This is a genomic window from Lysinibacillus sp. GbtcB16 (assembly GCF_019091145.1).
Classification (GTDB): Bacteria; Bacillota; Bacilli; order Bacillales_A; family Planococcaceae; genus Lysinibacillus; species Lysinibacillus fusiformis.
The window spans coordinates 2,045,558-2,067,596 of sequence record NZ_JAGXJV010000001.1; the positions used below are offsets into that span (position 1 = coordinate 2,045,558).

Genomic DNA, 22,039 nt, shown 5'->3' on the forward strand with positions numbered 1-22,039 from the left:
TAACAAATATTTAGCGAGAGATTACCTTATCCGATTGTTTTCACAACCGCTCCTTCTTGATTCTTTATATGTGTTTTCATAATTTGAAAACTTACCCCTTCTAATGAAGATAGGGCAAATTGCTTTTCTTGCGGCACTAAATTTTGACTTAACTCCTCAACTGCCTCTTTGTTCAATGTAATGGTAATTTCCTGTTCATTTTCCTGATAACCTACTTGATGACCTGGTTTAAATACTATAGTTAAATCTTGACCGACTAAGCTAAGATTTCTGTCCTTTACTATTCGTCCACGCAATAATTTGCCAATGACATCTGCCTGCTTCGCTCCTAATTGAATAACATGGGATTGTTTGTTAAACCAGCCCTTTTTCCCTGCCTGCCAAGCCAGCTGATCGACAAATAAAAAGCCTGTACTTGAACCATCTTCCATCATTCCTCGCTCTACCGCCTCTACAATCTCAGGGTTTTGTAATAGCGAGGAGCGTGTTAAATCAGTTATATAGCTAGGAATTTGGTGAATACCCGCCTGTAGTACACCGAGAGTTTTCCATGTCTGCATTGCTTCTAGTTCATCCTCTGTAATGCCTACCATTTGGATAAATTCCACCTTACCATTCGGCGTATCCATTTCAGCAAGCTCAGAATCATGCGTAAAGGCTAGTGCTGTTAATTGCGTATCAGCATCTAGACAGATCGGACCATTTGCATCCAAATAATCACCTGCTCTAAAAACATTCCCACTATTAAAAACATATCTACCCATATTCTGTAATAGATTCAACGCCCACGCTGGTGGTTCTTCCTCATCTTCGGTGCGCACTAAGCGAAACGTCAATTCAAATCCATAACCACTAAAGTCTTTATTTTCAAGCTCTTTTTCATATAGCTCCGAGAACCCATATGTGACAAAATGCCAATGGGGGACTGGAGTTTCACTTTTATAGGCACTTATACCATCCAAAGGGTCTTGTCCACCTAATGAATAAGGAATCATGGTGCCGTAATGCTTTGGCTCCTGTTCCCCGTATACCTGTGATATAGCTTCATCAATCGCATCCCAGCCTACCGCCATAACCTCTTCACTCATTTACGCTTCCTCCTTGCAATCGTCGCTATCGACTCTACTAACCTATTCTTTATGATACCAATTTTATGGTAGCTCATTAACAGCATTAGGACTCATTTTCACCTTTCGTGCAACTAGGTTTATTTTCATTCCACATGAGGAAAATATGACTAACGCAAAAAATCAGGCCATCTTCTGTATTCCAAAAAGATCACCTGAATAGCCTACTATTCTGCCATTTAAATTTATACATTCTATCCATCGAAATAGGTTAGCCATACATCATAGCTGGCTCACGCACAACATGTAAATAATCTGCCAGCTTCCCTGCAAATACTTGCTCTAAATATGGTAGTTGTGCGAGGCAGTGAGGCGTCATTAATGCTGGATTTTGATAAATCTTTAAACCGCCCACTTTTAATAGCGTCGCGACAAACTGGGAGCAAAAATAAGCACGTTCTCTCCTTACTTCCTTTTGCATCATCACACCAAAAAGCCCGATAAAGTTGTATTTATAACGATCTCGATTCCAATACATATAACGCACAATTTTAGCCATTTCTAAATATTGATAATGAGAAATTCTGCAGCGATAAATGACACAATCCGCTGACTCAAATAGCCCTCTTTCCGCATCCTCTCGCAAAAAACCACCGCTTAAAGGATTATTTAATTGCCTACGTCCAAAGCTAAACATTTCGTATAGCCCATCATCAAATGCGATTGACGCATGATTCATCTCTTTACCAGTATACATACCTATCGCTTTCGATAATAATGTCCCTGTTTTAGTTAATACTATGTAAATCGTATGTGCCATTACTTCACCTACTCCAATATTCTTTCTACAACTACCAATACGTTTTAAATCTTCAAATGGTTTCGTGAATTTCCTATTTTTATAAGTATATACGATAAACTTAAATATTTTCTTAGTAGAACCTGAAGAATTTCTTAAGATTTAGGTTTGTTTGCTAGTATGCACAGTTAGCAAACTTGGAAGATATCAACTTTTGAACTACCTTTATTTATATGCTGTTAATTGGAATCATATGTGGGATACTTTTGGGGCGCAGAAGATTTTTTCGCTGGGGTACTTGGAATACAGAAAAATAAACGGACAGGTATCTATTGAATCTGATAACTTTAGTTTTATATAAGTTGAAAAATCGCTCATTCTTTTTAGATGAGTGATTTTTTAACAAACAGATTCCAGTTATCACTTACAACTCATACCAGTATTGATACAATTTTATTGTATTGCCAACATGTATTAGAAAGGAGGAAATGGAATTGAATTTACAAGAACAAATTAGAGATTATTTAAAGCGGGCTGGTAAACAGGTGATTTCACTTGTTGAAGAAGATATTGAATTCCCCTCGTCTCATATCGAGAGTGATAAAAAAATTATTTCTGCAACCACAAGTTGGAAAAAAGCAACTTTCTTCTTATACTTTTTTAACCTCAAAAAGGATAATTACACCCGAAAAAAATAAGAAAAAGAAGAATCGCATTTCTTATGATCTGAATGCTAGTAACCTAATTGTAAATAGAAAATTTTTATCTGTAGAAGTTGTGTTTACTCATCTAAAGAATGCGATAAAAGTCAAACTAAACAGCGATGATGCCACAAAAAATTTTGCTAATGAATTAGAGAACATCTTTGGCATTCCAGAAAAAATAATACCACAAAAGAAAGAAAAAGCACCTAAAGCAATCAAGCTAAAAACTAGATAGAGATGGTGACGGATTAGCTTGTGATAAATAATTTAAATAAAAAACCAGGTACTCATTCGAGCGCCTGATTTTTTTGTTTGCTATATTATATACCTAAGCTAAATCAACATGTTCTCTTAGTCATTTAAACTTGAGAACCTTGCTAAATCACTTCTTTTATCAATAGTTACTAATAGATCTTCTCGTTGCAATAATTCCTCAGGGGATGGAGATACGATAATATCTCCAGTTCTAATAATTGCGATTACACTAACATTGAATTTAGCACGAATGTTCAGCTCTTTTAAGTTCTTGCCAACCATTTTTGAAGGGATAATAGTTCCTTCTATATTATTATGATCCTTAGAAAGTTCAATATAATCAAGAGTGTTTGGTGAAAGAAGTTGATTGGCAACTCGATCTCCCATGTCCCTTTCAGGATAGATAATCCAATCCACTCTTCTAAAACTTGACCGTGACGTTTTCCAATAGCTTTTGCGATAATTAAGCTTATTACATTACATCTTCACATGTGGCATTGTTATTCTCACTGCTAATTCTACTATTGGTTTTGAAAAAGTACTCGGAATCATAGGACTTGGTAAATCTCCATCATGGTTTGCAAGCCCAAAGGATGCTTCTCCTATTTGAATCCAATCTAAATCATCTGTACCTTGAATAACGCCTATAAAATGATAATCTGCAGTATAAGTATCAAAGCCATCTTCATTAGGAATAGCTCTCCAAACTTCTGCTTCTTTTGTAGGATCAACACCAAATTGTTCAAAGAATTTCAAAACATCTGGACTCGTATTTAGAATTTGCATAGCAAAAAGTTGACAATCCTCGCAACCACAATGAGCTTTTTCGGAAACTTTCGGAAGTTCTTTATATAATTTAATAGTTTTTTCTCTATCTATTTTTACAATATAATCGTTTAAAGTAATTTCTTCCATAAAAAACACCTCAATTACAAATTAAGATTGTGGAACTAACCAAATTACATTTCCGGCTTCTTTCTTTGAATGATCAGGGAAAGCGTTGAAAGACTGTAGCTTGCCATCTTTTACATAAAAACGAATTTCTAACTTTTTATCACCATAAAAAGTTTTAATTGAATTATGGCCATCTTTTATTAATTTACCTTCATCAACACGTCTAATATCTTCAACAATATATTTAATTAACTTATCCATATCTCCATAATCTTTAAATCTATTCTTAGCATTTATATGTTTATTTACATCTACTTCTAATTTCCCGTTTCTTACATCCTTTATTTTATTACCTTTACTAGTCACTTTCACTACGTAATTAACGCCACTTCTCACTACTGAAAACGCAAGTCTAAAAAGATTGAATTGCTCTACAGAGGGATGATCATTTGAATATTGGTTTTCCAGAATTTTATTATTGAATATTGTTAAAGACTCTTCATCAGAAAGAGGGTTTTCAAAATCTCCTATTCCAAGTAGGAAATTATTAGTTAATTCATCAAAATCGAGCTCATCAAAACCAGTTTCTTCGTGATTTAAAGAATCATTAATTGGTAATTCCTGAAGTTCACTAGCATTTGCAAGTGCTGGTGACATTACACTAAATACTAACATAAAGCTTAACATAAAGATAAAACCTTTAAATAGGTTATTTTTCATAATTAATTTTCCTCCAAAACTTTGTTTAAACTTACTATAGTAAATTAAATTCCCTCGAGTTACTATTATCCTATCATTGGAAACTTTTCCACTTCAATTGTTGAATCACGCCATCTTTTGGCGTGAAATTTACATAAAATTTACAATAACCGCCACATTACGCCTTCAAAACGCCATTTTTTTGGCGGTCCTTAATCAATTTTTCGATACTAAAGTTTCATTTCGAACGTTTTGTAAACATATTGTTTGACCTTAATTACAATTTAGTTACTAATCATTTTGTAATCATAAATTAACAATTTGTACTAAAATATCTATTGACAGTAAATTGACTTGCAGATAATCATAATAAAAATGCCCAGGCTCAAATTTTATTGAGTACCTGGGCTTTGTCAGAAAGATCCTATGCAATTAGCCTTGATTAAATTATTTATTTAATCTATAGAGATGACTATTATTTATAATTATCAACAGTAAAACTAACAATTTTGTCATACATAATATACTCTGTTCTTGAAATAATATTTCCAGTCGTTACATTTAATTTAAATTTATAGTACGGTTTCCCTTGTCCAACTTCACGACCATCTAACCAATTCATAAACTGATCAATTTCTGGTAAAGATAAATCATACTCATGAATATCTTTATTAGTCATAGTAAGTCTTAAAATTGCTCTAGTGCCAATTTCTCCAGTTTCAGGTTCTTTTACTGTAACCTCAGCTGTTGCTGTTAAGTTACTTCCATCTGTAGTCGTGGCAGTTATCGTTACTTTACCATCTTTCTTCCCTATTACATTGCCATTATCATCCACTGAAGCAATCTCTGAATCGCTGCTTGTCCATATAACGTTTTTGTTTATTGCATTCTCTGGTTCAATTGTTGCTACTAAAGTTTCACTAGAACCTATTGTTAGTTCCAGTGTTTCTTTGTTTAGTTTTAATGATTCAACAATTCCTTCTGTATCTGGGTGAATAAGTGTACCATTAGTATCAATGTCTATTGCATCTAAATTTATACCTTTCGTATAACCTTCTGCTACACGGATTATTGCCTTATGTCTTTTATTTTCTAAACCTGTTACTTCAGCTATTAACGTCTGATTTTGAGTGGGTCCATGTATAGAAAATGTTTGTTTTACTTCTCTATCTATAACCAATTCTACTTTTTCAGCGTAATAATTACTTGTGTTCCATTTACGCACAATAATTCGAACTTTTTCTCCTGTGAAATCAAATAATACAGGTTTATCATTTGCAGGTGTATAAGAATAACTACCGTTATAATAATCACCCGGATTCGCAGTTGAGTATCCTTTTTTTATAATAGCTTCATGAGAATCGTCGTATCTTTTCCAACCAATCTCCGGTTCCTTTAATTGTTCTCCAATAGTAGCTGCTTTAGCTTTGTTTCCCTCGATATCTAGAAGTGAGAAACTAAATAGTATAGCTATAGTTGCTGATACTATCATTAAAATCTTTTTCATAGTAATCCTCCAAAGTGATATTAATAGATTAATTATCCTATTTTAAAAACAATATAATCGACTTAATTATTATTCATTTTATTACATTTTTCAACATATATTTCATCATATAACAAATGCAGGTTAATACTTTTCATTAATACGCTGAGCAATAATGATTTTCAAACCTTCAAAATCACCACTTGTCATCGTACCTTGATCGAATTTATCAAGCCATGACTTATCGATTTTATTTTTATCAACTGATTGTTTAATGTAATCACGTACAGCAGCTTTAGTTGTGTCATTTGTAAATTGTATTTTATCATCATCTTTTTCAATATTATTTGGGATAGAAGGTTGCAGATTTGATTTAAACATTTGTAAAAAGCTGCTCCACGGAATGGGCGCACTTGTGGAACGCATCTCACTAGGACAATTTTTTCCGCTGTAAAAGTTGTGTTGTAACACATCATTGATTGTCACCGTCAACATTCATACACATCTCGATATGGATTGCTTCGTTATTCCCCTTTGTACTACCTGCCGCCCAACATTGCCAATCGTGAGTAAATGATTGTACAGCTTCTTTGTCATCCACAGACCAATGCCAACTTGTTTGACGACTATTGCCGTTAGCTTACAGCCGAACGTGGTTGTCTGCTCCACTACCTTTCTTGGTATTGTTAGTTTCATGGATACATATTTTTCTACGAGTGTTTTTACGTCCTCCTGTTACTTTAATAGCAACGGCTGCCGACACTAAATGTTGTCTGATTTGTACCATTATTTATCACCCTTTGGTTTGTCATAATCCAATGCTTGCTCTGAGGTACCTTTTGAAGTCGGGTCGATAACAATACCAAGTAAACCTAAAATGCTTAATACAGTCTCTGAAATGGCTGTAATTTGTGCATTGTAAATCGTAATATCAACATTAAACATGCCCGCTGTTTGATTAGCGAGCACTAGTAATAATGCGATTAATGACACCCAAAATTATTTATGTTGTAGACGTACTTTCCAGTTTATTTTCATTTGTATTTCCTCCTATAACATTTTATTTGCTGCAAAAATTTTTCCGATTGCTCCAGTAATGACCCCAGTAACAATTCCACCAATAATTAGGCGAACAATCCAGGTTGTATTGGATTTAATTGCAGTTAAATCATCTTTCATATCGTTGATGTTGTTTCAGCTATAGAGTTTCGAACCTCATGAACGTTTACTTTTTCTTTCAGCATATTGTGTTCAGCAACACTTACATACGATTGCCCTTCCATATCATCACCGAACCTTTGCCCTAAAATAAAAAGCCATGAGAAGCATCGAGATTCAGTAACTTGTACCGTTGTTCTTCTCAATTGCCCTCATAGCGTTTAATAAAAGCCCCCCACAATTATTCTGTGGAAGGCATGAGATAAATATTTCCTCTATTGATAATAAAAAAATCCCACCTAAGTTGATAAAACGATGTGTTACTCTACTACTCTAAGTATTATAGTTTTACTATCAGAAGGAGCATATTCTGTATCAGACCCATCTACATCAAGGCTTACTGATACCAGATAATCTCCAGAGATAGAAGGTACAGTCACACCATTAAGTTGGAATGCTAGCCAAGAATTTAGAGGTTCGTTAACGTTTGTAAATGTTGCTGTTGTACCATTACCGGAAATTACGGAAGCTGGAACTTGTGTCCACCCGGAATTGATAGTATGAATATCGTCTGTATCAATAGTCAACCCTTCAACAGTTATTACTACAGTCCCATTTGTAAGTGGATGAGTTAAAGGTAAAAAATCAAATCTAATACTATGTGTACTACCTGCAGTCACAGTTAAAATGTCGCTCGTTACACCTGTAGAGCCACCATCCAAAGATATCCAATTAAGATTAGGCATTGGTGTTACTATTGGTCCACTATTCTCGTTTTATTCCTTTCAGGTTTTATAACGAGCCTTCACCATACAGGCGACTTTCATCGCATACGGCGATCCGTCAGCAGTATAACTAGTGCTTATTTCCCCGTCAACATCTTAATTTTTTTTCTAAATTAAATCAATAGAATTTTGGCAAGGTAAAGAAATCTTAACCTTCCATTTTCATGGACTCTATCATTTTTAAACAATAATAAAACGCTAGCTTATGCTGTGTTTACTTCTTCAACTCATACTTTAAAGCATCAATCTCACACCTCAGCTAAACGTATGAACGTTTGTTTATCATTATCAAAACTACCTCAATCTTTTGCTTGCCGTTTTAATCTTGCTCTATTTCTCGGTGCCTGATGATGTATGCTTGGTCTATTTGATATTAAGGGAGAATGATAGTACCTTTGATTAATTTGCCAGCAAGGTAGATAACGATTGATTTGAAGCTTTAGCTCTTCAATACTGACCATGATATACCTATTTGAATGGAAGGGTATCGATCCACTTCCCCTAGTAGATAAAATTCATCGTCAATGATTCTTAAAGGAATACTTTGCATATAAACACCTTTTTTTGCATAAGAAAAGGCCACCACAATTACGTGCAGAGGCTTATTGTTTAAACTTCATTCAGTTATGTACCCCCGTAAAACGTCCCAAAACACACCGTAAAAGACTAAACTTTCAAGATTGAATTGCTCAACTATATTCCATATTTGTTTACCTAATTCGTGACTATATTCCATTGTGAATCTCACATAACAATCTTCTTCAATTTGCTCTATCTCGATATTACCAACGCCTTTAGTTAGGAATAAGTAATGAGCAAATTCATAAGCTTCTTTTAGATTAGTAGTAAATACTTTTTCATTTCTTATTGCATTCACCTTATATACACCGCCTCTTACTATAATAAATTCAATAAAAGTGAAAGATCTCCTGCAATATCGACAAAATCACCGGTGTAAAAGAAAAAAGATTGTAGACAAACTCAATATTCATTGAGTTTGTCTACAATCTGAAAGGACACTTAATATGAGCGTCCTTTGTATAATTTATTTCTTTGATATGCTCAATGACGTAGCTTTAGACGGATCACCGGAAACTAATATAACCGCACCTAAAAGACCATATAATTGCAAACTTAAAGTATCTCCAGCCTTCAAATTTACAGTGGTTTTTTTAGTTAGAGAATCTGTACCCGTAGCTGGATTTATCGCACTATCTGGAAGTTCAGTCCCATTTAAAAGTATTCTAGAAGATACTAAAAGTGGTGTAGTGAAAAAAACATCGTACTCAAGTTCATAAGTTCCTGATTGTTGAATCGTGAAAGTATCATTTGCTCCATTCACTGCAACATTAGTTAACTGTTGATCGTTAGGTAATGGGATATGTGTCCCGCTCAATACTACAGCAATCACTGGCCCATTTGTGTTTTTTGCAGAATTTACTACTGTGCTATTCTCGTCTTATCCTTCTCTTTCTTTAAGTTTTATAACGAGCCTTCACCATACGGGCGACTTTCATCGCATATGGCGATCCGTCAGCGCTAGATCTTAAAACTTATTTCCCCTACTTTTCATTATATGCATAAATCCAAGAAACAATATTGAGGAATGTTAATAGTATCTCAAATAATGTTAATAGTTTAGATTAAGGCAAAAAATAACGTTAGCTTATACTGCGTTTACGTTTATCGTAATAAAAAGACACTCCTTTATAGGAATGTCTAAACATTTATCTATAAATATCTAATAAATTTAATAAATACATTTCTGTTTCATTGATCGAAAGCATTATTTCTTTATGCAATTGATCCTCCATACTATCTTCAGAAATAAACTGTAAGTATTTATTTACTTCTACAAAGAATTTTTCAAACTCTTGTAAGAATTCATCAATTTTTTGATCGCCAGGTGTTACAGATAGATAAATAGTTTTGAATAAATTAAAGTCACTATATGCATTACTAAAAAAATAGATAGCCAATATTTTATCGCTAGTGGCATATGATTTTACAAAGGTCAGATTTTGTTTTAATTTATTCAATGAATTTATAAGATTTGTAGTTTGTTTTAGCATATTTGCAGTATTACTATACATCTACTAACCACCTCCAATTTAATAATAAGCAAAAAATCACCAAATTGGAATAATATTCTGCATTTTTCATCTTTTAAAAACTTTATAGAAGCTGCCATTGAATGAAGGCATCGGTCCAAACACCAATGATCAGTAATACAAATACCCATCCTACAAACTGGATGTAGATTTTTAATAATGGGCTTTCCGCAAATCCGCTTGAAAAGGGGCTTACCTTTAAAACATCATGAGGATATTTCAACATTATATATGAAAAACTGCCAAAAATGAACGTTACCCATATAGCGGTCATGAACATTTCCTAGTGTCACTCCTAAACATCAAGATTCAACGATCGCATACTTATTATATTGATCCCCCTACACACTTGTGCCATCGATGCTGTTATGTCTAATTCCTCTTTTATAACAAAATAAAAATGAGCTCGATCAAAACATGAGCTCATAGATTCCTTTATCCTAATGGATAATAAGGTTCGTAAATGGGATGCCAATAATATGGGGGTCTAACACCAATACTCGGTGTAAACCAGCTGTAATTTAAATAATGAATGTTTAATTGATATACGTTATTTTCTAGTAACCGTGTCACTTCTGGGAAAAATTCAATCTCCATTCTAACAATCCCCCTGCGATTATGGTCTTTTTCTTGCTTTAACATACGAAGGTAATCAATCATAGTATATGTTGAAAAGGAGGGATTGGTTATTAACAATCCAAGTGACGGGCCAGCTCAAGATAAACAAGATTTAATGGAACAAATTCGTTTTTATCAAAAATGGTTTGAGGACAATAAAAAAGAAGATCCATACCCTCAATATCCTGTCTATGGAAAGATTACGCAATATAAAGAAGTACCTCTTACCCAACCTGAACAAAGGCAGCTTCGTCAACCAGGTCTCGAAAGCTTAATGGTGCCGAAGCCTATCATTGAAAACCCTCATTATAAAGGTAGTGGAAAATTAAAAGGGAAAGTTGCCCTTATTACTGGGGGTGATAGTGGGATGGGTGCAGCTGCTGCGATTGCCTTTGCGAAAGAAGAGGCCGATGTAGCAATTGCTTATTTAGATGAGCATGAGGACGCTACTCGAACTAAAAATAGAATTGAGGAACTAGGAAAAAAATGTTTACTCCTTCCTGGGGATCTCCGTGAAAAAAAACATTGTGCAGAGATTGTTTATGAAACCATTCATACGTTTGGACGCTTAGATATATTATGTAACCATGTTGGCATTCAGTTTCAACAAAATGACCTGACTGACATTACAGATGAACAATTCGATGAAACGTTTAAGCTTAATATTTATTCGCATTTTTATACGACTAGAGCAGCCCTCCCTTATTTACAGGCTGGTAGCTCCATCATTGGTACCGCTTCAGTTGTAGCTTATGCTGGGGAGCCATTATTAATCGATTACTCTGCCACAAAAGCAGCTGTCGTCGGCTGGACTCGTTCTTTAGCCAAGAGCATGGCTAAAAAGCAGATTCGCGTCAATGCTATTGCCCCAGGTCGTATTTGGACACCACTGATTCCCTCCAGTTTTTCCTCTGACGAAAACGCATTGCACGGAGGAAATCTTTTTAACCGAATGGCACAGCCCTTTGAGGTGGCCCCTACATTCGTTTATTTAGCGTCGGATGATTCTAGACATGTAACGGGGCAGGTTTTACATGTGGATGGCGGAGAATCCACCCATTCGTAGCTCGTAAAGAAAACTCAGGCAACATTTAATCGTTGCTGAGTTTTTTAATGGTTCAAAAAAATATTTTAACGATTCAACTTTGCCTCTTTATTTCATTTACTTTTCAATTTATTGACAGTGGTTATGTTCATAACTATAACAACATACATTAATTGCGGGATAGCAACTTTAACATCGCCCCCAAGATGTTTTTGTTCAACGCTATCCCAGCTTTACATCGTAGTTTTTGGCGATCATAATACTCTTCTATCGGCTTTCTCTACGCTGTTATCCCTTCCGTAGTAAAGAATAAATCAACATATCTCTACATTCGCCAGTCACACTATGACATTCATATTGTCTTAAATAGCCCTCTTCTTTAAAATTGAATTTGGTTAATAACTTCCTTGATGCTATGTTTTCTTCAGCAACAATGGCTTGTATCCTCACTAACCCTAACTGATTAAATCCAATTGCCAATACTTCATTCATAGCTTCTGACATAATACCCTTATGCCAATATTTTTCTGATAACTCATAACCTATTTCAGCCCGTTTACCTTCAAATTCACTTAAAAATATAGTGCCTATCACCTCATCTGACATTTTATCAGCAATAGCAAAACGAATTATCCAGCCTTTTTCGAAGCCCTCATTCCAAAAATGAATAACCTCAATACTTCTTTCAATGGATTCTGGACCATTCCAATCCAAATAACGATAGACGTTTTCATTAGAATAATAATTGTATAATGATGGCGCATCGTCTCGTTTTAATTTTCTTAATCGAATTTGTTCTGTTTGGATGGTCGGAAATGACATACCCAATAATTCTGTAAAATTCATAGCTCTCTCCCCTTTGGTAATTCTTGTTATACCTGTAATATAGCTGATTATTAACTTTGATCAAACCTCAATATTCCTTCATAAAAGAAAATAAGCCATCGCGATTTAAAACCGCAATGACTGTTGATTTGCTGCTTTTCTTTTTTCATTTAAAATGATTCTCTGGATGCTCTTTAGTGATAAATAATACTTTTCAGCTAACGTTTCTCTAACCATTCCAGATAAAAAATCATGATAAATATTGGCATTTCTCAAATCCAATTCAGCTTTTATAGTGGTACGAGATCCCCAGCTCATTTTATGTTGTTCTTTCCGTGGGATATAAATATATTCTCCATCAATATATTCTTGAATGGCCGCTAACAACTCTTCAGGTAAAATATGCTTTGCTTTTTTATAGCTCATGTTGCACTCCTAAATGTGTAGATTTTTTTTAGGAAAAGCAACGGCTATGTTCAATATTTTTATTGCCATAGCTATTGCTATGCAAATATCATATATTTCCTCACGCAATCATCACCCTTTCAAAACACCCTTTTATATCCATATTATAGCATATAAACCAATATATGAATGACGTAATTGATAGTCCACTTTTAAAGTGATTCCACCTTAGGCATTCCCCTATACACCTTTGACCATTACATTCATATAATTATATTGAAGGGAGTGGCAATAGTGCCTTGGCAACATAAAATTTACTATTTAATCGGGCAACCGGTCGGTGTTTCGTTGACGAATGGGCAAGGAACATCTGGTGTTCTTTGTGGCGTTTCAGGTGGGAAGCTTCTTGTTCTCGAATATTTGTATCAAAGCCAATTTGCTTTAAAGCAGTATGATTTTCATATGATTCAAGATGTTAATGGTTTTCCACCTTGTCAAATGCAGCAGCCGTTATATTAAAAACATCCGTGTAGGATGTTTTTTTGATGGCACCATTTAATAATAGTCACTTGGATGATGATCGCTCCTCCATTTGAATCTTATACATACAATTGATATGGAGAGATGGAGTATCCTTTGTGGGATACTGTGGAAATGTAGGTAATTTCAATAATTATTGTGGCGGAAATGATGGCAGTGGTAACAGTTCAACTTTCGTGCTCATCGTTGTTCTATTCATTCTTCTCATGATTGTTGGTGCAAGCTTCATTTGCTAATGGTCATATGAAGGCTTTAACTTCTGTTTATTTTTATTCCCCCTTCCCCAATTCTAACCTGTTATGAGATAATAAAATATATTTCTTACACCATAGAAGATAGATAACTATCTCCAAATGATAACTTAACATAATAATAGTATTGTAAAGTTCTTTCTACTTTACATGACACTCCTTTATTGGTTCTAGGGGTCACTTTCATCCAAGTGGCCTCTTTTTGCATCCTTTTACTCTATTATAGAATTTCTAGAACTATCGTTTTAGTAGAGAGGAGGAAAACAAATGGGCATTAATTTAAATTTTTGGTCCTTTATTTTATCTTTAGGTTGCATCCTATTATTTTTTCTGTCCGGTTCCTTAAAAGACTTTTTTGTCACCTATGTCCACCTTCACCCATTGACACTAACATTGCTATTGTCAATCGTATGCTTCTACCTATGTGTTGTCGGAATGAAAGATGTCAGGAATTTAGCGACCTTGCTGAGGGGTATTGTGACAATGGCTTTAACACTGATTCTAATTGTGAGTATTTCTTTTATTTTATTTTTTGGTAATTTATAAAGCAAAAGAACGCCAGCTTGCCTGATTATTAAACAAGCCTTCTTGACGAACGTTTGTTCTGCATATACAATAATAAAAAAGGAGGCTTGTTTATGCAAGACACAATTAACATTGAATTAGTACATTTTTCAGAAGACTATGCAGACCAGTTAAATGAGTTTGAACTGCCCGTAGAACAGCACCAATTTACTGCCTTACCAAAAGAGATTACTATCGAAAAAGTGGGACAGTACCCTATTGTGATTTTAAGTAATAAAATACCTGTTGGTTTTTTCGTACTTCATACAACTGAAAGAGTACAGGAATATTCTAGCAATCCACAGGCGATGTTACTTACCGCTTTATCTATGGATCATAAACAGCAAGGTAAGGGTTATGCAAAAAAAGCAATGCTTTTACTGGCTGACTTTGTCAAGCATGAATTTAAAGAATTTAACGAAGTAGTGTTAGTGGTAAATCACAAAAACATTGCTGCGCAGAATTTGTATCTCAATGTAGGTTTTGAAGATAATGGTGAAAGACGAATGGGACCAATTGGTGAGCAAATAGTGATGCAATTGCACCTTTAAGGAGACAGTCACTCATTTTCGATGTTCAAATGAGTGACTTTGTCATCCGCTGTCATTCGTACCCTTCATTATTAGGCACTAAATTCACCCTCTCGATTTTGCATTAAATACCACTATTGCCATCCACCTCAATATAGCCAGCATAAATATACTTCATTGCAATATGTTTCGTTGTTGTAATCGTTTCTAGCAATAGTTCCATCTCATTCATCTCTTTAATAATGCCACCATATTGCACAAAATTAGCCTCTTCCCAAATAGTTAACATAATATAGTTACGGCCTATTAATGCACGTGTGATGGTTTGCTGTAATTCCTCCAGTTCCCATTCTGCACGTTCCCGTGGTGGTTCTGTCAGTACCTCTTGCTTCCACTTTTTCAAAAGCAGTAAATGCTCTGGAAGCATCATCGATGTCCATTTCATAGCTCCTCGATCTTTCATCATCTTGTCTCACCCTTTCAGCTTAGTTATGGGGGACGTTTGCGAGAAAATTTCAACATTGACAGTCATGTCTGCTTTGCTAAGACTTCCACGCCGTCCCTAAAACAAAACATATGTTCTATTTTATTATACGCACATACGTTCTTTAATAGGAGTGGTAATTTAATACAATTCCTCTAGTCCAAGCTTGCTAAGAGTTCTAAACGAACGCTAGGCATTTGTATAAGTCTATAAACATTTCAATCATAATCTGTGATGATGATGAATATCACAATTTTAGTGAGAAAGGATGTAAGTATTAACACAAATGTCGATTATACATCGCCTTCTGCAGAGTTCAAATTTGATGTCAACAAAAGTACGCTTTTTAAAAAAGATGCACGAAATTACATTAATATCCTTGGCGTAGAACAATTAAATACATTAGAAAATACATCTTTACTGGATATTTTTTTAAGTAAAGACAATGTCATTGAGCCACACTATCACCAAAATGCAGCTGAGCTTGTCTATTGTATTTCTGGTGCAGCAACGGTTTCCCTATTAAATCCCTTTACAAAAAAACTTCAAAACTACCCGATTAAGCCTGGGCAAGTAGCCAATATCCCACAAGGCTGGTGGCATTATGAGATTGCCACAGAAGATAACACCCATTTACTTGCTATCTTTGACGCTCCAACACCAGAGGTAATTTTAGGCTCCGATATATTGAAATTTACACCTGCCAATATTATGGCGCATACCTATTGTTTAGATGAGGAACAATGGAAGAAAACCATTGCACCGATTGTTCCATCTACTTATATTGGGCCACCAAAAGGCTGTAATCGAGTGGAATCGGCAACCGATAATTCTTCATGCAAGCACAAGAAGCCATCCATGAAACCATGTCCATACCCAACCCCATACCCATATCCATATCCATACCATTACCCTTCCCCAAATATGTATCCGTATGGCACCTATTATTAAAATGCCACTTGTATTAAACTTTTATTGTAAAAGATGAATAGAATGTCATAAACTGTTCCATCCTAATCTTAGATAAATACTAGGAGTTAGGAAGTGTCACAATAACGATGATAAATGACAAACTAGCATCATTACAATTTAAGGAGATGTTTAGGCTTTGGTCGCAGCTCGGTGTCAATCAAAGCTATATTGCTTCAAGCCATGCCTTTTTTAACCATACCCGAGATAAAAAATTAAAGATTATGATTTTGGAATTCATTCAATGTTTAAAAGAGGAAAATAAACAGCTGACATTATTATTAAAGGAAAATGGGGTTCTTGCCCCCACTGCAACTATGGCCTACAGTAAAATGAAAATGACGGATATACGTGGAAAATCCATCATTAATGATAGTGAAATTAGTGCCATTTTATCTATGAATATTGCTTCCTCCTTACTTGCTGTAAGCCAAGCATTGGAACTGTCAGTAAAGAAAAAGCATCTTGCCAAATATGGGGAACTCCATATGCGCTATGCTATACTTGGGTCTAAATTGATTGAACTGAGTAAAATTAAAGGCTGGCTTCTAGCACCAGCCCAATAAAAATGGTTGGCTGAACGATCTAATCATTTATTACGTTGCACATTATTAAATCTACTTTTAATAGTGTGTTTTTTGTACATTTTAAGCTTACTATTAAACAATAGCAAAACCACCTACTCGTTATATGTAGGTGGTTTTAACATTCAATCCTCTTCTATCGACTTCTTACAAACAGGAGCTTATACCATTGATTTACGAGGAACGGTAACACGGATAGACTATAAATAAAGCCTAATTGGGCAATTGTTAATGGAGCCACTTCAAAGACCGTTGTTAGCATTGGCATAAACAATACAATGTGCAAGCTTAGGACACCGATTAAAAATGCAATCCATGCATATTTATTCGAAAAGACACCAATCGTAAAGATCGATTGTTTAGCTCTGGAATTAAAGCCATGCACTAATCTTGATAAACAAAGTGTTGTAAACGCCATTGTACTTGCCGTTAATGTATCGCCAGTTGATAATCCAATTTGAAAAGCAATGATGGTAGAAATGGCAATTAAAATTCCTTCTAGCACCACCTGTGTCGTAAATGATTTATTTAATAGAGGCGTATGAACATTTCTAGGCTTGTCCTTCATCGTTTTCTTATTATTCGGCTCTAATCCGATTGCGATTGCTGGAAGACTATCTGTTAATAGGTTGATGAATAATAGATGGACGGGGGCAAAAGGAACTGGTAAGCCGAGTACTGTGGCATATAGCACTACAAATATAGCTCCCGCATTTCCTGATAATAAGAACAAAATAGCGTTTTTAATATTTGTATAGATGCTACGACCATTGGCGATCGCCTTGACAATCGTAGAAAAATTATCATCTGTTAAAATCATGGACGAGGCATCTTTTGCGACCTCCGTCCCAGTCACTCCCATTGCCACCCCGATATCTGCTTGTTTTAGTGCTGGCCCATCATTGACGCCATCCCCCGTCATCGCGACAACATGACCCTTATCCTGCCACGCTTTGACGATACGAATCTTTTGAGCAGGTGTAACACGCGCATACACAGAATAATCATCTACTTTTTCCTGTAGCTCTTGATCTGTGAATTTTTCGAGAGCATGTCCTTCAATGGCTTCTTCTGGATTTTTTAAAATCCCAATTTGTTGGGCAATCGCTGTAGCCGTAATTTTATGGTCACCCGTAATCATAACTGGCTTAATGCCTGCCTTAATACAATTTTCTACAGCTTCTTTGGACTCTTTTCTTGGTGGGTCCATCATAGCCACTAAGCCAACAAATATTAAATCTCTTTCTACTCTTGTATCAATTGTTTGCTGCGGTAAAACATCTTTGTAGGCAATGGCTATCACCCGTAAACCATTCCTCGAAAAATCATGATTGACCGCTTCGATTTTTTGGCGATGCTGAGCTGTCATTTCAAAAATGCCTGTTGCCGTTTTTATTCTAGTCACTTTAGGCAAGAGAACATCTAATGCTCCTTTAGTAATCATAACAGGCTGTTTATCTATTTTATTTACAGTACTCATAAGCTTTCGTGCCGAATCAAATGGAATTTCAGCTAGTCTTGGATATTGCTCACGAATCATCAATTCATCTAAGCCATAATGCTTTCCTAATTTCACAAGCGCTATTTCTGTCGGATCACCAATTTCCTTGTGATCACGCTCGACAGCATCACTACATAAAAGTGCCTTTACCATCAGTTCTTTTTCCACTAAATTTGTTGGGTTTAGCCAATCATGAGGAATTTTTTTCTGATCAACAAAAACTTCCTGTACAACCATTTTATTTTCTGTTAAAGTACCCGTTTTATCAGAACAAATTACAGATACACTTCCTAAGCTTTCTACCGCATAAAGCTTACGGATAATGGCATTTTCCTTCGCCATCTTTTGTGTACCAAATGCTAAGACGATTGTAACGATGGAACTCAAAGCCTCAGGAATAGCTGCGACAGCTAGAGATACCGCAAACATAAAGGATTCTACTAATGCTCGTCCACGAATCAGATCAATTGTAAAAATGGCTAAGCAAATGATTGTAATACCTAATGCTAATTTTTCACCAAATTGATCCAGGCTAATTTGTAAAGGTGTTTTCTTTTCCTTAGCCGTATCGAGTAAATTAGCAATTTTCCCGATTTCAGTCTGCATCCCGATAGCTGTAACCATTACAATGCCTCGTCCATTGGTCACGAAGCTACCTGAATACACCATATTTTTCTTATCGGCAATCGTAACATTGTTTTTTCGAATAGGGTCAGTACTTTTGGCAACGGCAATTGATTCTCCGGTAAGAGAACTTTCATTGATATGCAAATTATGACTTTCCAATAGTCTGCCATCTGCATTGATGTAATCGCCAGCCTCTAGCATAAGAAGATCCCCCACCACAATTTCCTCAGAGGGAATTTCCATAAGCTGATTATTACGCATTACTTTGGCAATCGGCGAGGTTAGCGCCTTCAGATTGTCTAAAGATTGTTCAGCTTTCACATGCTGTACCGTGCCTAAAATAGCATTTAGAAAAACAACAATCATGATGACAATTGTACTTTCTACCTCTCCAAGTAGAAAGGAAACGAAGGCAGCGACCAATAAAATAATGACTAATAAATCTTTGAATTGGCCCATAAAAACAGCCCATGTACTAGTCTTTTTACCTTCCTCTAATACGTTATAGCCATAGACTTGTTGCCTCTTTTGAACATCCCCATCGGTCAAGCCTTCTGTGGTGACGTTCAATATCTTCATGACTTCAGTAGACGATTGTTGATGATATTCAGTCATAGGGTTCTCCTTCCATTCACAAGATTTAAAGGTCACATACTATTTTCTGGAAAATAATAGGCACCATAAAATCTCAAACTTCATCAGTCTGTGTGAAATTCATTAACTACAACAATCTATTCCATAGTTAACTAGAGTATGATAATAAACTAGTGAGAAATTAATTTTTATAGAGAAAACTCAAATAGATTCACTTAGACAAAAAAAAGCACTGGGAATGGCTTACTTTCCCAATGCTTATAAAAGCAGTTATGATTGTATGGGTCTCTCTTTATGGGCCACTAATAAGTAATCCAAGGCACTCATGCGCGTAAGCTTGTGCGTGAACTTAATGGCATCTGCATGAGAGGCAAATGTAAAGTGTTCGAGTTCGTCTGTTGGTATAAAATGATCGACTGTTTTCCGAGTCAATTTTCGTACAGATAATGTGTGTGAATCCTCTTCATATAATATGATAGCACCTACATTTCTATAAAAAGTTTGATCAATCGTCGCGATGACTTTGGCATTTTGAAAATCGGTTAAATCTACTTGCATCTATTACCAACCTCCTCTATCCTTACATTCGCTATCAGGCTGCTATTATCCTGCTATAGCAGGATTACTTTTGGATAATTTCACCATTTATGATGAATGATGCTGCGCTGATGAATAATCCGCAGAATGCTCATGTGAGACAGGCGCTCTTTTAATGGAGAAGATAGCACATCCTAAAGCACAGAGAACTAATAGAGTTCCGAAACTTGCTAAATGCATGACAGATCCAGTAAAGGCAAATACGGCACCACCCAGCGCTGAGCCGATGGAAATCCCGATTTGAAGCGCAGCGGTATTTAAGCTTTGCTGTATATCGGATGATTGAGGATCTGCTTCAATTAAATAATTTTGTAATGGCGGTGTTAAAGCCCAGCTCAATGCTCCCCATAAAACGGTAAACAGTAAAAAGACCGGTAAGGCAATGACTGTGTAAGGGATACAAAACAAGACAAGCGCAAATGTAGAGACGATTAAAATAAGGGCTTTACTTGTCCCGATTTTATCGCTCACCCAACCACCTACAGCATTACCACTGACAGAGGCAATACCAAATATTAAATAACAAATACTAATCCATGAAGCATTCATATCAAAGGCTTCTACTAAAAAGGGTGTTAAATATGCGTAGAGCATATAATGACCTGCTAGCATAAACAAAGTCGTTAATTGTGCTGTAAGGATTTTTAAATTCGCCAATGATTTCATTTGCTTCTTCAGTGGTACGACTTCCCCGATTGGCATTTTGTCTAATAACAAAGCTATTAAAACCATTGAGATTGTTGAAAGAATACTAATGCCTAAAAATACGGCTCTCCAACCGAAAGCTTCCGTAATAAAAATTCCCATTGGCACACCGATAACAAGTGCAGAACTTACGCCCATAAAAACAAGCCCCAATGCTTTCGCACGGTGTCTAGGCTCTACTATTCTCGTTGTAATCGTTAATGATAGAACGATGACTAATGCTGTACTCATCGCTGTAAAAATTCGGGCAATTAGGACAACGGTGAACGTTGTACTAAAGAAGGTCATTAAATTACCTAATGTAAAAATAAATAAGGATATAAGGAATAAGCGTTTTCGTTCTACCTTAGCTGTCAAAGATAGTAGAACAGGCGCTGAAATCGCATAAACAAGTGCAAAAATAGTGATTAATTGCCCTGCTGTTGCTAAAGAAACATTCAAATCCTTTGCAATATTTGGTAGGATTCCACCTACGATTAATTCAACTAAGCCTACTGCAAAGGTAGTCACCGCAAGAATATAAACTCTCCAATTCATTGAAATCTCCCTTTCGTTACATTTTCACTTTTATAGGAGATTTTTCATCAGCCATGATATCCTGTCCAGATTTTGCAGAAGAACTTGCCACATAAGCTCTACTGCAAAATCTGTAACATATGTTTGAGGCTACATGAGCTTGATTCAGCAGACATTTCTATATCAACATCATGGGCTGCATCAAAATAAAAAAATCCTGACTACAAAAATGAAACAAAGTTTTGTAGTCAGGATTTTATGGTTCCTGGTAGAGACCCTCAATCCATATTATTGAGGTTATACAGTTCAAATATTTACTTTAGCTATAGTAGCACATGAAAAATTTATTGACAATACCTTTTTTTCATAGAGTTCATTTCATAAAAATTTCGTTTACTCGAGAGAAAAATTTCGATTTTTTGCTTATATTTTGATGAATTCGACCATACATAATAACATACAATAACTATTTTACGAGGTGATTGTTTGCGAATAGTAGGATTTGTATGCTATTTTTTATTACTATTTTATGGTGTTGAATTAGTAGCCGAAGAACTCACAATCGAAGAACCAGCTCTCAGTTCTCCCATAAGAAGTAATCAAACCCCTATTAAAGAAACCGTTGAAAATTCAATGATTTGTGTTTATTATCCCTCTTATAAATTATGTAAAGATGTACCATCCAATAAAGAGAAAGAGGCCACTATTAAAGTAGCCTCTTAATCA

Annotated in this window: 30 protein-coding genes, 1 pseudogene and 1 riboswitch; of the genes and pseudogenes, 9 read left to right on the plus strand and 22 right to left on the minus strand. The window is 35.4% G+C overall.

Going from position 1 to position 22,039, the window contains the following annotated elements:
* Positions 1–26 precede the first annotated feature (26 nt).
* Positions 27–1,088, minus strand: a complete 1,062-nt coding sequence (locus tag KVT27_RS10425) for a suppressor of fused domain protein (protein ID WP_036148770.1) — start codon at positions 1,086–1,088, stop codon at positions 27–29.
* Positions 1,089–1,338: 250 nt separating this feature from the next.
* A complete protein-coding gene (locus KVT27_RS10430) occupies positions 1,339–1,887 on the minus strand; it encodes a hypothetical protein (RefSeq protein WP_036126564.1) in 549 nt (182 codons plus the stop codon).
* A gap of 576 nt (positions 1,888–2,463) precedes the next feature.
* Between KVT27_RS10430 and KVT27_RS10435 the strand changes: the two genes are divergently transcribed.
* The gene (locus KVT27_RS10435; RefSeq protein ID WP_217581265.1) at positions 2,464–2,805 is read left to right on the plus strand and encodes a hypothetical protein; all 342 of its coding nucleotides are present in this window, start codon (positions 2,464–2,466) and stop codon (positions 2,803–2,805) included.
* A 116-nt stretch (positions 2,806–2,921) separates the two neighbouring features.
* Here the strand turns inward: KVT27_RS10435 and KVT27_RS10440 are convergent, their stop codons facing one another.
* The 14 genes and pseudogenes from KVT27_RS10440 to KVT27_RS10510 all read right to left on the minus strand — a co-directional run bounded on the left by KVT27_RS10440 (position 2,922) and on the right by KVT27_RS10510 (position 10,555).
* Positions 2,922–3,212, minus strand: coding sequence for a cation:proton antiporter regulatory subunit (locus KVT27_RS10440; protein WP_191967679.1), 291 nt, complete (start codon positions 3,210–3,212; stop codon positions 2,922–2,924).
* A gap of 90 nt (positions 3,213–3,302) precedes the next feature.
* Positions 3,303–3,740, minus strand: a complete 438-nt coding sequence (locus KVT27_RS10445; RefSeq protein WP_036126569.1) for a hypothetical protein — start codon at positions 3,738–3,740, stop codon at positions 3,303–3,305.
* A 21-nt stretch (positions 3,741–3,761) separates the two neighbouring features.
* A complete protein-coding gene (locus KVT27_RS26680) occupies positions 3,762–4,439 on the minus strand; it encodes a hypothetical protein (protein ID WP_225316151.1) in 678 nt (225 codons plus the stop codon).
* Positions 4,440–4,893: 454 nt separating this feature from the next.
* Complete coding sequence (locus tag KVT27_RS10455; protein WP_217581266.1) at positions 4,894–5,925, minus strand: Ig-like domain-containing protein; 1,032 nt, start codon at positions 5,923–5,925, stop codon at positions 4,894–4,896.
* Positions 5,926–6,048: 123 nt separating this feature from the next.
* Positions 6,049–6,390: a hypothetical protein gene (locus tag KVT27_RS10460; RefSeq protein ID WP_217581399.1), complete on the minus strand. Its 342-nt coding sequence runs from the start codon at positions 6,388–6,390 to the stop codon at positions 6,049–6,051.
* Positions 6,391–6,399: 9 nt separating this feature from the next.
* Positions 6,400–6,600 (minus strand): hypothetical protein, encoded by a 201-nt coding sequence (locus KVT27_RS26685; protein ID WP_036126571.1) that lies wholly within the window; start codon positions 6,598–6,600, stop codon positions 6,400–6,402.
* Positions 6,601–6,690: 90 nt separating this feature from the next.
* A complete protein-coding gene (locus KVT27_RS26690) occupies positions 6,691–6,897 on the minus strand; it encodes a phage holin (RefSeq protein ID WP_235318469.1) in 207 nt (68 codons plus the stop codon).
* A gap of 57 nt (positions 6,898–6,954) precedes the next feature.
* Positions 6,955–7,083, minus strand: coding sequence for a hypothetical protein (locus KVT27_RS10480; RefSeq protein WP_200886560.1), 129 nt, complete (start codon positions 7,081–7,083; stop codon positions 6,955–6,957).
* Positions 7,080–7,268: a hypothetical protein gene (locus tag KVT27_RS10485; protein ID WP_036126572.1), complete on the minus strand. Its 189-nt coding sequence runs from the start codon at positions 7,266–7,268 to the stop codon at positions 7,080–7,082. Before KVT27_RS10485 ends, KVT27_RS10480 begins: the two co-directional genes overlap by 4 nt.
* 114 nt (positions 7,269–7,382) lie before the next feature.
* Positions 7,383–7,808, minus strand: coding sequence for a hypothetical protein (locus KVT27_RS10490; protein WP_036126575.1), 426 nt, complete (start codon positions 7,806–7,808; stop codon positions 7,383–7,385).
* A 655-nt stretch (positions 7,809–8,463) separates the two neighbouring features.
* Complete coding sequence (locus tag KVT27_RS10495) at positions 8,464–8,724, minus strand: hypothetical protein (RefSeq protein ID WP_036126577.1); 261 nt, start codon at positions 8,722–8,724, stop codon at positions 8,464–8,466.
* A gap of 168 nt (positions 8,725–8,892) precedes the next feature.
* Positions 8,893–9,270, minus strand: a pseudogene (locus tag KVT27_RS10500) (BclA C-terminal domain-containing protein); the annotation flags it as partial.
* Positions 9,271–9,574: 304 nt separating this feature from the next.
* Positions 9,575–9,940 carry a hypothetical protein gene (locus KVT27_RS10505; protein WP_036126578.1) on the minus strand — a complete coding sequence of 122 codons (366 nt, stop codon included), beginning with the start codon at positions 9,938–9,940 and terminating at the stop codon, positions 9,575–9,577.
* A 453-nt stretch (positions 9,941–10,393) separates the two neighbouring features.
* Entirely contained in the window at positions 10,394–10,555 is a 162-nt protein-coding gene (locus KVT27_RS10510) for a hypothetical protein (RefSeq protein WP_176489624.1), read from the minus strand.
* A 136-nt stretch (positions 10,556–10,691) separates the two neighbouring features.
* On the opposite strand from KVT27_RS10510, the gene KVT27_RS10515 reads away from it, so the two are divergent.
* Positions 10,692–11,642 carry an SDR family oxidoreductase gene (locus KVT27_RS10515; RefSeq protein ID WP_036128063.1) on the plus strand — a complete coding sequence of 317 codons (951 nt, stop codon included), beginning with the start codon at positions 10,692–10,694 and terminating at the stop codon, positions 11,640–11,642.
* A gap of 267 nt (positions 11,643–11,909) precedes the next feature.
* Here the strand turns inward: KVT27_RS10515 and KVT27_RS10520 are convergent, their stop codons facing one another.
* Together KVT27_RS10520 and KVT27_RS10525 are read right to left on the minus strand one after the other, a co-directional pair.
* On the minus strand, positions 11,910–12,467 hold the full coding sequence (locus tag KVT27_RS10520) for a GNAT family N-acetyltransferase (RefSeq protein WP_081937109.1): 558 nt from the start codon (positions 12,465–12,467) through the stop codon (positions 11,910–11,912).
* Between the two features lie 105 nt (positions 12,468–12,572).
* Positions 12,573–12,872 (minus strand): CD3324 family protein, encoded by a 300-nt coding sequence (locus tag KVT27_RS10525; protein WP_036126580.1) that lies wholly within the window; start codon positions 12,870–12,872, stop codon positions 12,573–12,575.
* A 273-nt stretch (positions 12,873–13,145) separates the two neighbouring features.
* On the opposite strand from KVT27_RS10525, the gene KVT27_RS10530 reads away from it, so the two are divergent.
* From KVT27_RS10530 to KVT27_RS10545, 4 genes are all read left to right on the plus strand, one after another.
* Entirely contained in the window at positions 13,146–13,370 is a 225-nt protein-coding gene (locus KVT27_RS10530) for a hypothetical protein (RefSeq protein WP_036126581.1), read from the plus strand.
* A 119-nt stretch (positions 13,371–13,489) separates the two neighbouring features.
* Positions 13,490–13,627: a YjcZ family sporulation protein gene (locus KVT27_RS10535; RefSeq protein WP_081937110.1), complete on the plus strand. Its 138-nt coding sequence runs from the start codon at positions 13,490–13,492 to the stop codon at positions 13,625–13,627.
* Between the two features lie 282 nt (positions 13,628–13,909).
* Positions 13,910–14,188 carry a hypothetical protein gene (locus KVT27_RS10540; RefSeq protein WP_036126583.1) on the plus strand — a complete coding sequence of 93 codons (279 nt, stop codon included), beginning with the start codon at positions 13,910–13,912 and terminating at the stop codon, positions 14,186–14,188.
* 92 nt (positions 14,189–14,280) lie between these two features.
* Positions 14,281–14,757 carry a GNAT family N-acetyltransferase gene (locus KVT27_RS10545; RefSeq protein WP_036126585.1) on the plus strand — a complete coding sequence of 159 codons (477 nt, stop codon included), beginning with the start codon at positions 14,281–14,283 and terminating at the stop codon, positions 14,755–14,757.
* Between the two features lie 103 nt (positions 14,758–14,860).
* Here the strand turns inward: KVT27_RS10545 and KVT27_RS10550 are convergent, their stop codons facing one another.
* Entirely contained in the window at positions 14,861–15,202 is a 342-nt protein-coding gene (locus KVT27_RS10550; protein ID WP_217581267.1) for a YolD-like family protein, read from the minus strand.
* Positions 15,203–15,454: 252 nt separating this feature from the next.
* Between KVT27_RS10550 and KVT27_RS10555 the strand changes: the two genes are divergently transcribed.
* Both KVT27_RS10555 and KVT27_RS10560 read left to right on the plus strand, forming a co-directional pair.
* Positions 15,455–16,171 carry a cupin domain-containing protein gene (locus KVT27_RS10555; protein ID WP_042737451.1) on the plus strand — a complete coding sequence of 239 codons (717 nt, stop codon included), beginning with the start codon at positions 15,455–15,457 and terminating at the stop codon, positions 16,169–16,171.
* A gap of 107 nt (positions 16,172–16,278) precedes the next feature.
* Positions 16,279–16,755 carry a DUF3231 family protein gene (locus KVT27_RS10560; RefSeq protein ID WP_150907270.1) on the plus strand — a complete coding sequence of 159 codons (477 nt, stop codon included), beginning with the start codon at positions 16,279–16,281 and terminating at the stop codon, positions 16,753–16,755.
* A 154-nt stretch (positions 16,756–16,909) separates the two neighbouring features.
* Here KVT27_RS10560 and KVT27_RS10565 read toward each other — a convergent pair whose 3' ends face one another.
* The 3 genes from KVT27_RS10565 to KVT27_RS10575 form a co-directional block, all read right to left on the minus strand.
* Positions 16,910–19,516 (minus strand): cation-translocating P-type ATPase, encoded by a 2,607-nt coding sequence (locus KVT27_RS10565; protein WP_036148782.1) that lies wholly within the window; start codon positions 19,514–19,516, stop codon positions 16,910–16,912.
* A gap of 249 nt (positions 19,517–19,765) precedes the next feature.
* Positions 19,766–20,053: a hypothetical protein gene (locus KVT27_RS10570; RefSeq protein ID WP_036126591.1), complete on the minus strand. Its 288-nt coding sequence runs from the start codon at positions 20,051–20,053 to the stop codon at positions 19,766–19,768.
* An 87-nt stretch (positions 20,054–20,140) separates the two neighbouring features.
* Entirely contained in the window at positions 20,141–21,334 is a 1,194-nt protein-coding gene (locus KVT27_RS10575; RefSeq protein ID WP_036148785.1) for an MFS transporter, read from the minus strand.
* A 204-nt stretch (positions 21,335–21,538) separates the two neighbouring features.
* Positions 21,539–21,638, minus strand: a riboswitch (purine riboswitch).
* A 161-nt stretch (positions 21,639–21,799) separates the two neighbouring features.
* Here KVT27_RS10575 and KVT27_RS10580 point away from each other — a divergent pair.
* Positions 21,800–22,036 carry a hypothetical protein gene (locus KVT27_RS10580; RefSeq protein WP_036148787.1) on the plus strand — a complete coding sequence of 79 codons (237 nt, stop codon included), beginning with the start codon at positions 21,800–21,802 and terminating at the stop codon, positions 22,034–22,036.
* Positions 22,037–22,039 lie beyond the last annotated feature (3 nt).

What these genes read in the sequence shown, in the direction of transcription:
- KVT27_RS10560 (WP_150907270.1), top strand. Translation starts at nt 16,279, where the DNA reads ATGATAAATGACAAACTAGCATCATTACAATTTAAGGAGATGTTTAGG.
- KVT27_RS10455 (WP_217581266.1), bottom strand. Translation starts at nt 5,925, where the DNA reads ATGAAAAAGATTTTAATGATAGTATCAGCAACTATAGCTATACTATTT.
- KVT27_RS10515 (WP_036128063.1), top strand. Translation starts at nt 10,692, where the DNA reads ATGGAACAAATTCGTTTTTATCAAAAATGGTTTGAGGACAATAAAAAA.
- KVT27_RS10430 (WP_036126564.1), bottom strand. Translation starts at nt 1,887, where the DNA reads ATGGCACATACGATTTACATAGTATTAACTAAAACAGGGACATTATTA.
- KVT27_RS10425 (WP_036148770.1), bottom strand. Translation starts at nt 1,088, where the DNA reads ATGAGTGAAGAGGTTATGGCGGTAGGCTGGGATGCGATTGATGAAGCT.
- KVT27_RS10555 (WP_042737451.1), top strand. Translation starts at nt 15,455, where the DNA reads ATGATGATGAATATCACAATTTTAGTGAGAAAGGATGTAAGTATTAAC.
- KVT27_RS10550 (WP_217581267.1), bottom strand. Translation starts at nt 15,202, where the DNA reads ATGATGAAAGATCGAGGAGCTATGAAATGGACATCGATGATGCTTCCA.
- KVT27_RS10505 (WP_036126578.1), bottom strand. Translation starts at nt 9,940, where the DNA reads ATGTATAGTAATACTGCAAATATGCTAAAACAAACTACAAATCTTATA.
- KVT27_RS10445 (WP_036126569.1), bottom strand. Translation starts at nt 3,740, where the DNA reads ATGGAAGAAATTACTTTAAACGATTATATTGTAAAAATAGATAGAGAA.
- KVT27_RS10570 (WP_036126591.1), bottom strand. Translation starts at nt 20,053, where the DNA reads ATGCAAGTAGATTTAACCGATTTTCAAAATGCCAAAGTCATCGCGACG.
- KVT27_RS10540 (WP_036126583.1), top strand. Translation starts at nt 13,910, where the DNA reads ATGGGCATTAATTTAAATTTTTGGTCCTTTATTTTATCTTTAGGTTGC.
- KVT27_RS10480 (WP_200886560.1), bottom strand. Translation starts at nt 7,083, where the DNA reads ATGAAAGATGATTTAACTGCAATTAAATCCAATACAACCTGGATTGTT.
- KVT27_RS10510 (WP_176489624.1), bottom strand. Translation starts at nt 10,555, where the DNA reads ATGGAGATTGAATTTTTCCCAGAAGTGACACGGTTACTAGAAAATAAC.
- KVT27_RS10525 (WP_036126580.1), bottom strand. Translation starts at nt 12,872, where the DNA reads ATGAGCTATAAAAAAGCAAAGCATATTTTACCTGAAGAGTTGTTAGCG.
- KVT27_RS10440 (WP_191967679.1), bottom strand. Translation starts at nt 3,212, where the DNA reads ATGGGAGATCGAGTTGCCAATCAACTTCTTTCACCAAACACTCTTGAT.
- KVT27_RS10520 (WP_081937109.1), bottom strand. Translation starts at nt 12,467, where the DNA reads ATGAATTTTACAGAATTATTGGGTATGTCATTTCCGACCATCCAAACA.
- KVT27_RS10575 (WP_036148785.1), bottom strand. Translation starts at nt 21,334, where the DNA reads ATGAATTGGAGAGTTTATATTCTTGCGGTGACTACCTTTGCAGTAGGC.
- KVT27_RS26680 (WP_225316151.1), bottom strand. Translation starts at nt 4,439, where the DNA reads ATGAAAAATAACCTATTTAAAGGTTTTATCTTTATGTTAAGCTTTATG.
- KVT27_RS26685 (WP_036126571.1), bottom strand. Translation starts at nt 6,600, where the DNA reads ATGAAACTAACAATACCAAGAAAGGTAGTGGAGCAGACAACCACGTTC.
- KVT27_RS10565 (WP_036148782.1), bottom strand. Translation starts at nt 19,516, where the DNA reads ATGACTGAATATCATCAACAATCGTCTACTGAAGTCATGAAGATATTG.
- KVT27_RS10545 (WP_036126585.1), top strand. Translation starts at nt 14,281, where the DNA reads ATGCAAGACACAATTAACATTGAATTAGTACATTTTTCAGAAGACTAT.
- KVT27_RS10490 (WP_036126575.1), bottom strand. Translation starts at nt 7,808, where the DNA reads ATGCCTAATCTTAATTGGATATCTTTGGATGGTGGCTCTACAGGTGTA.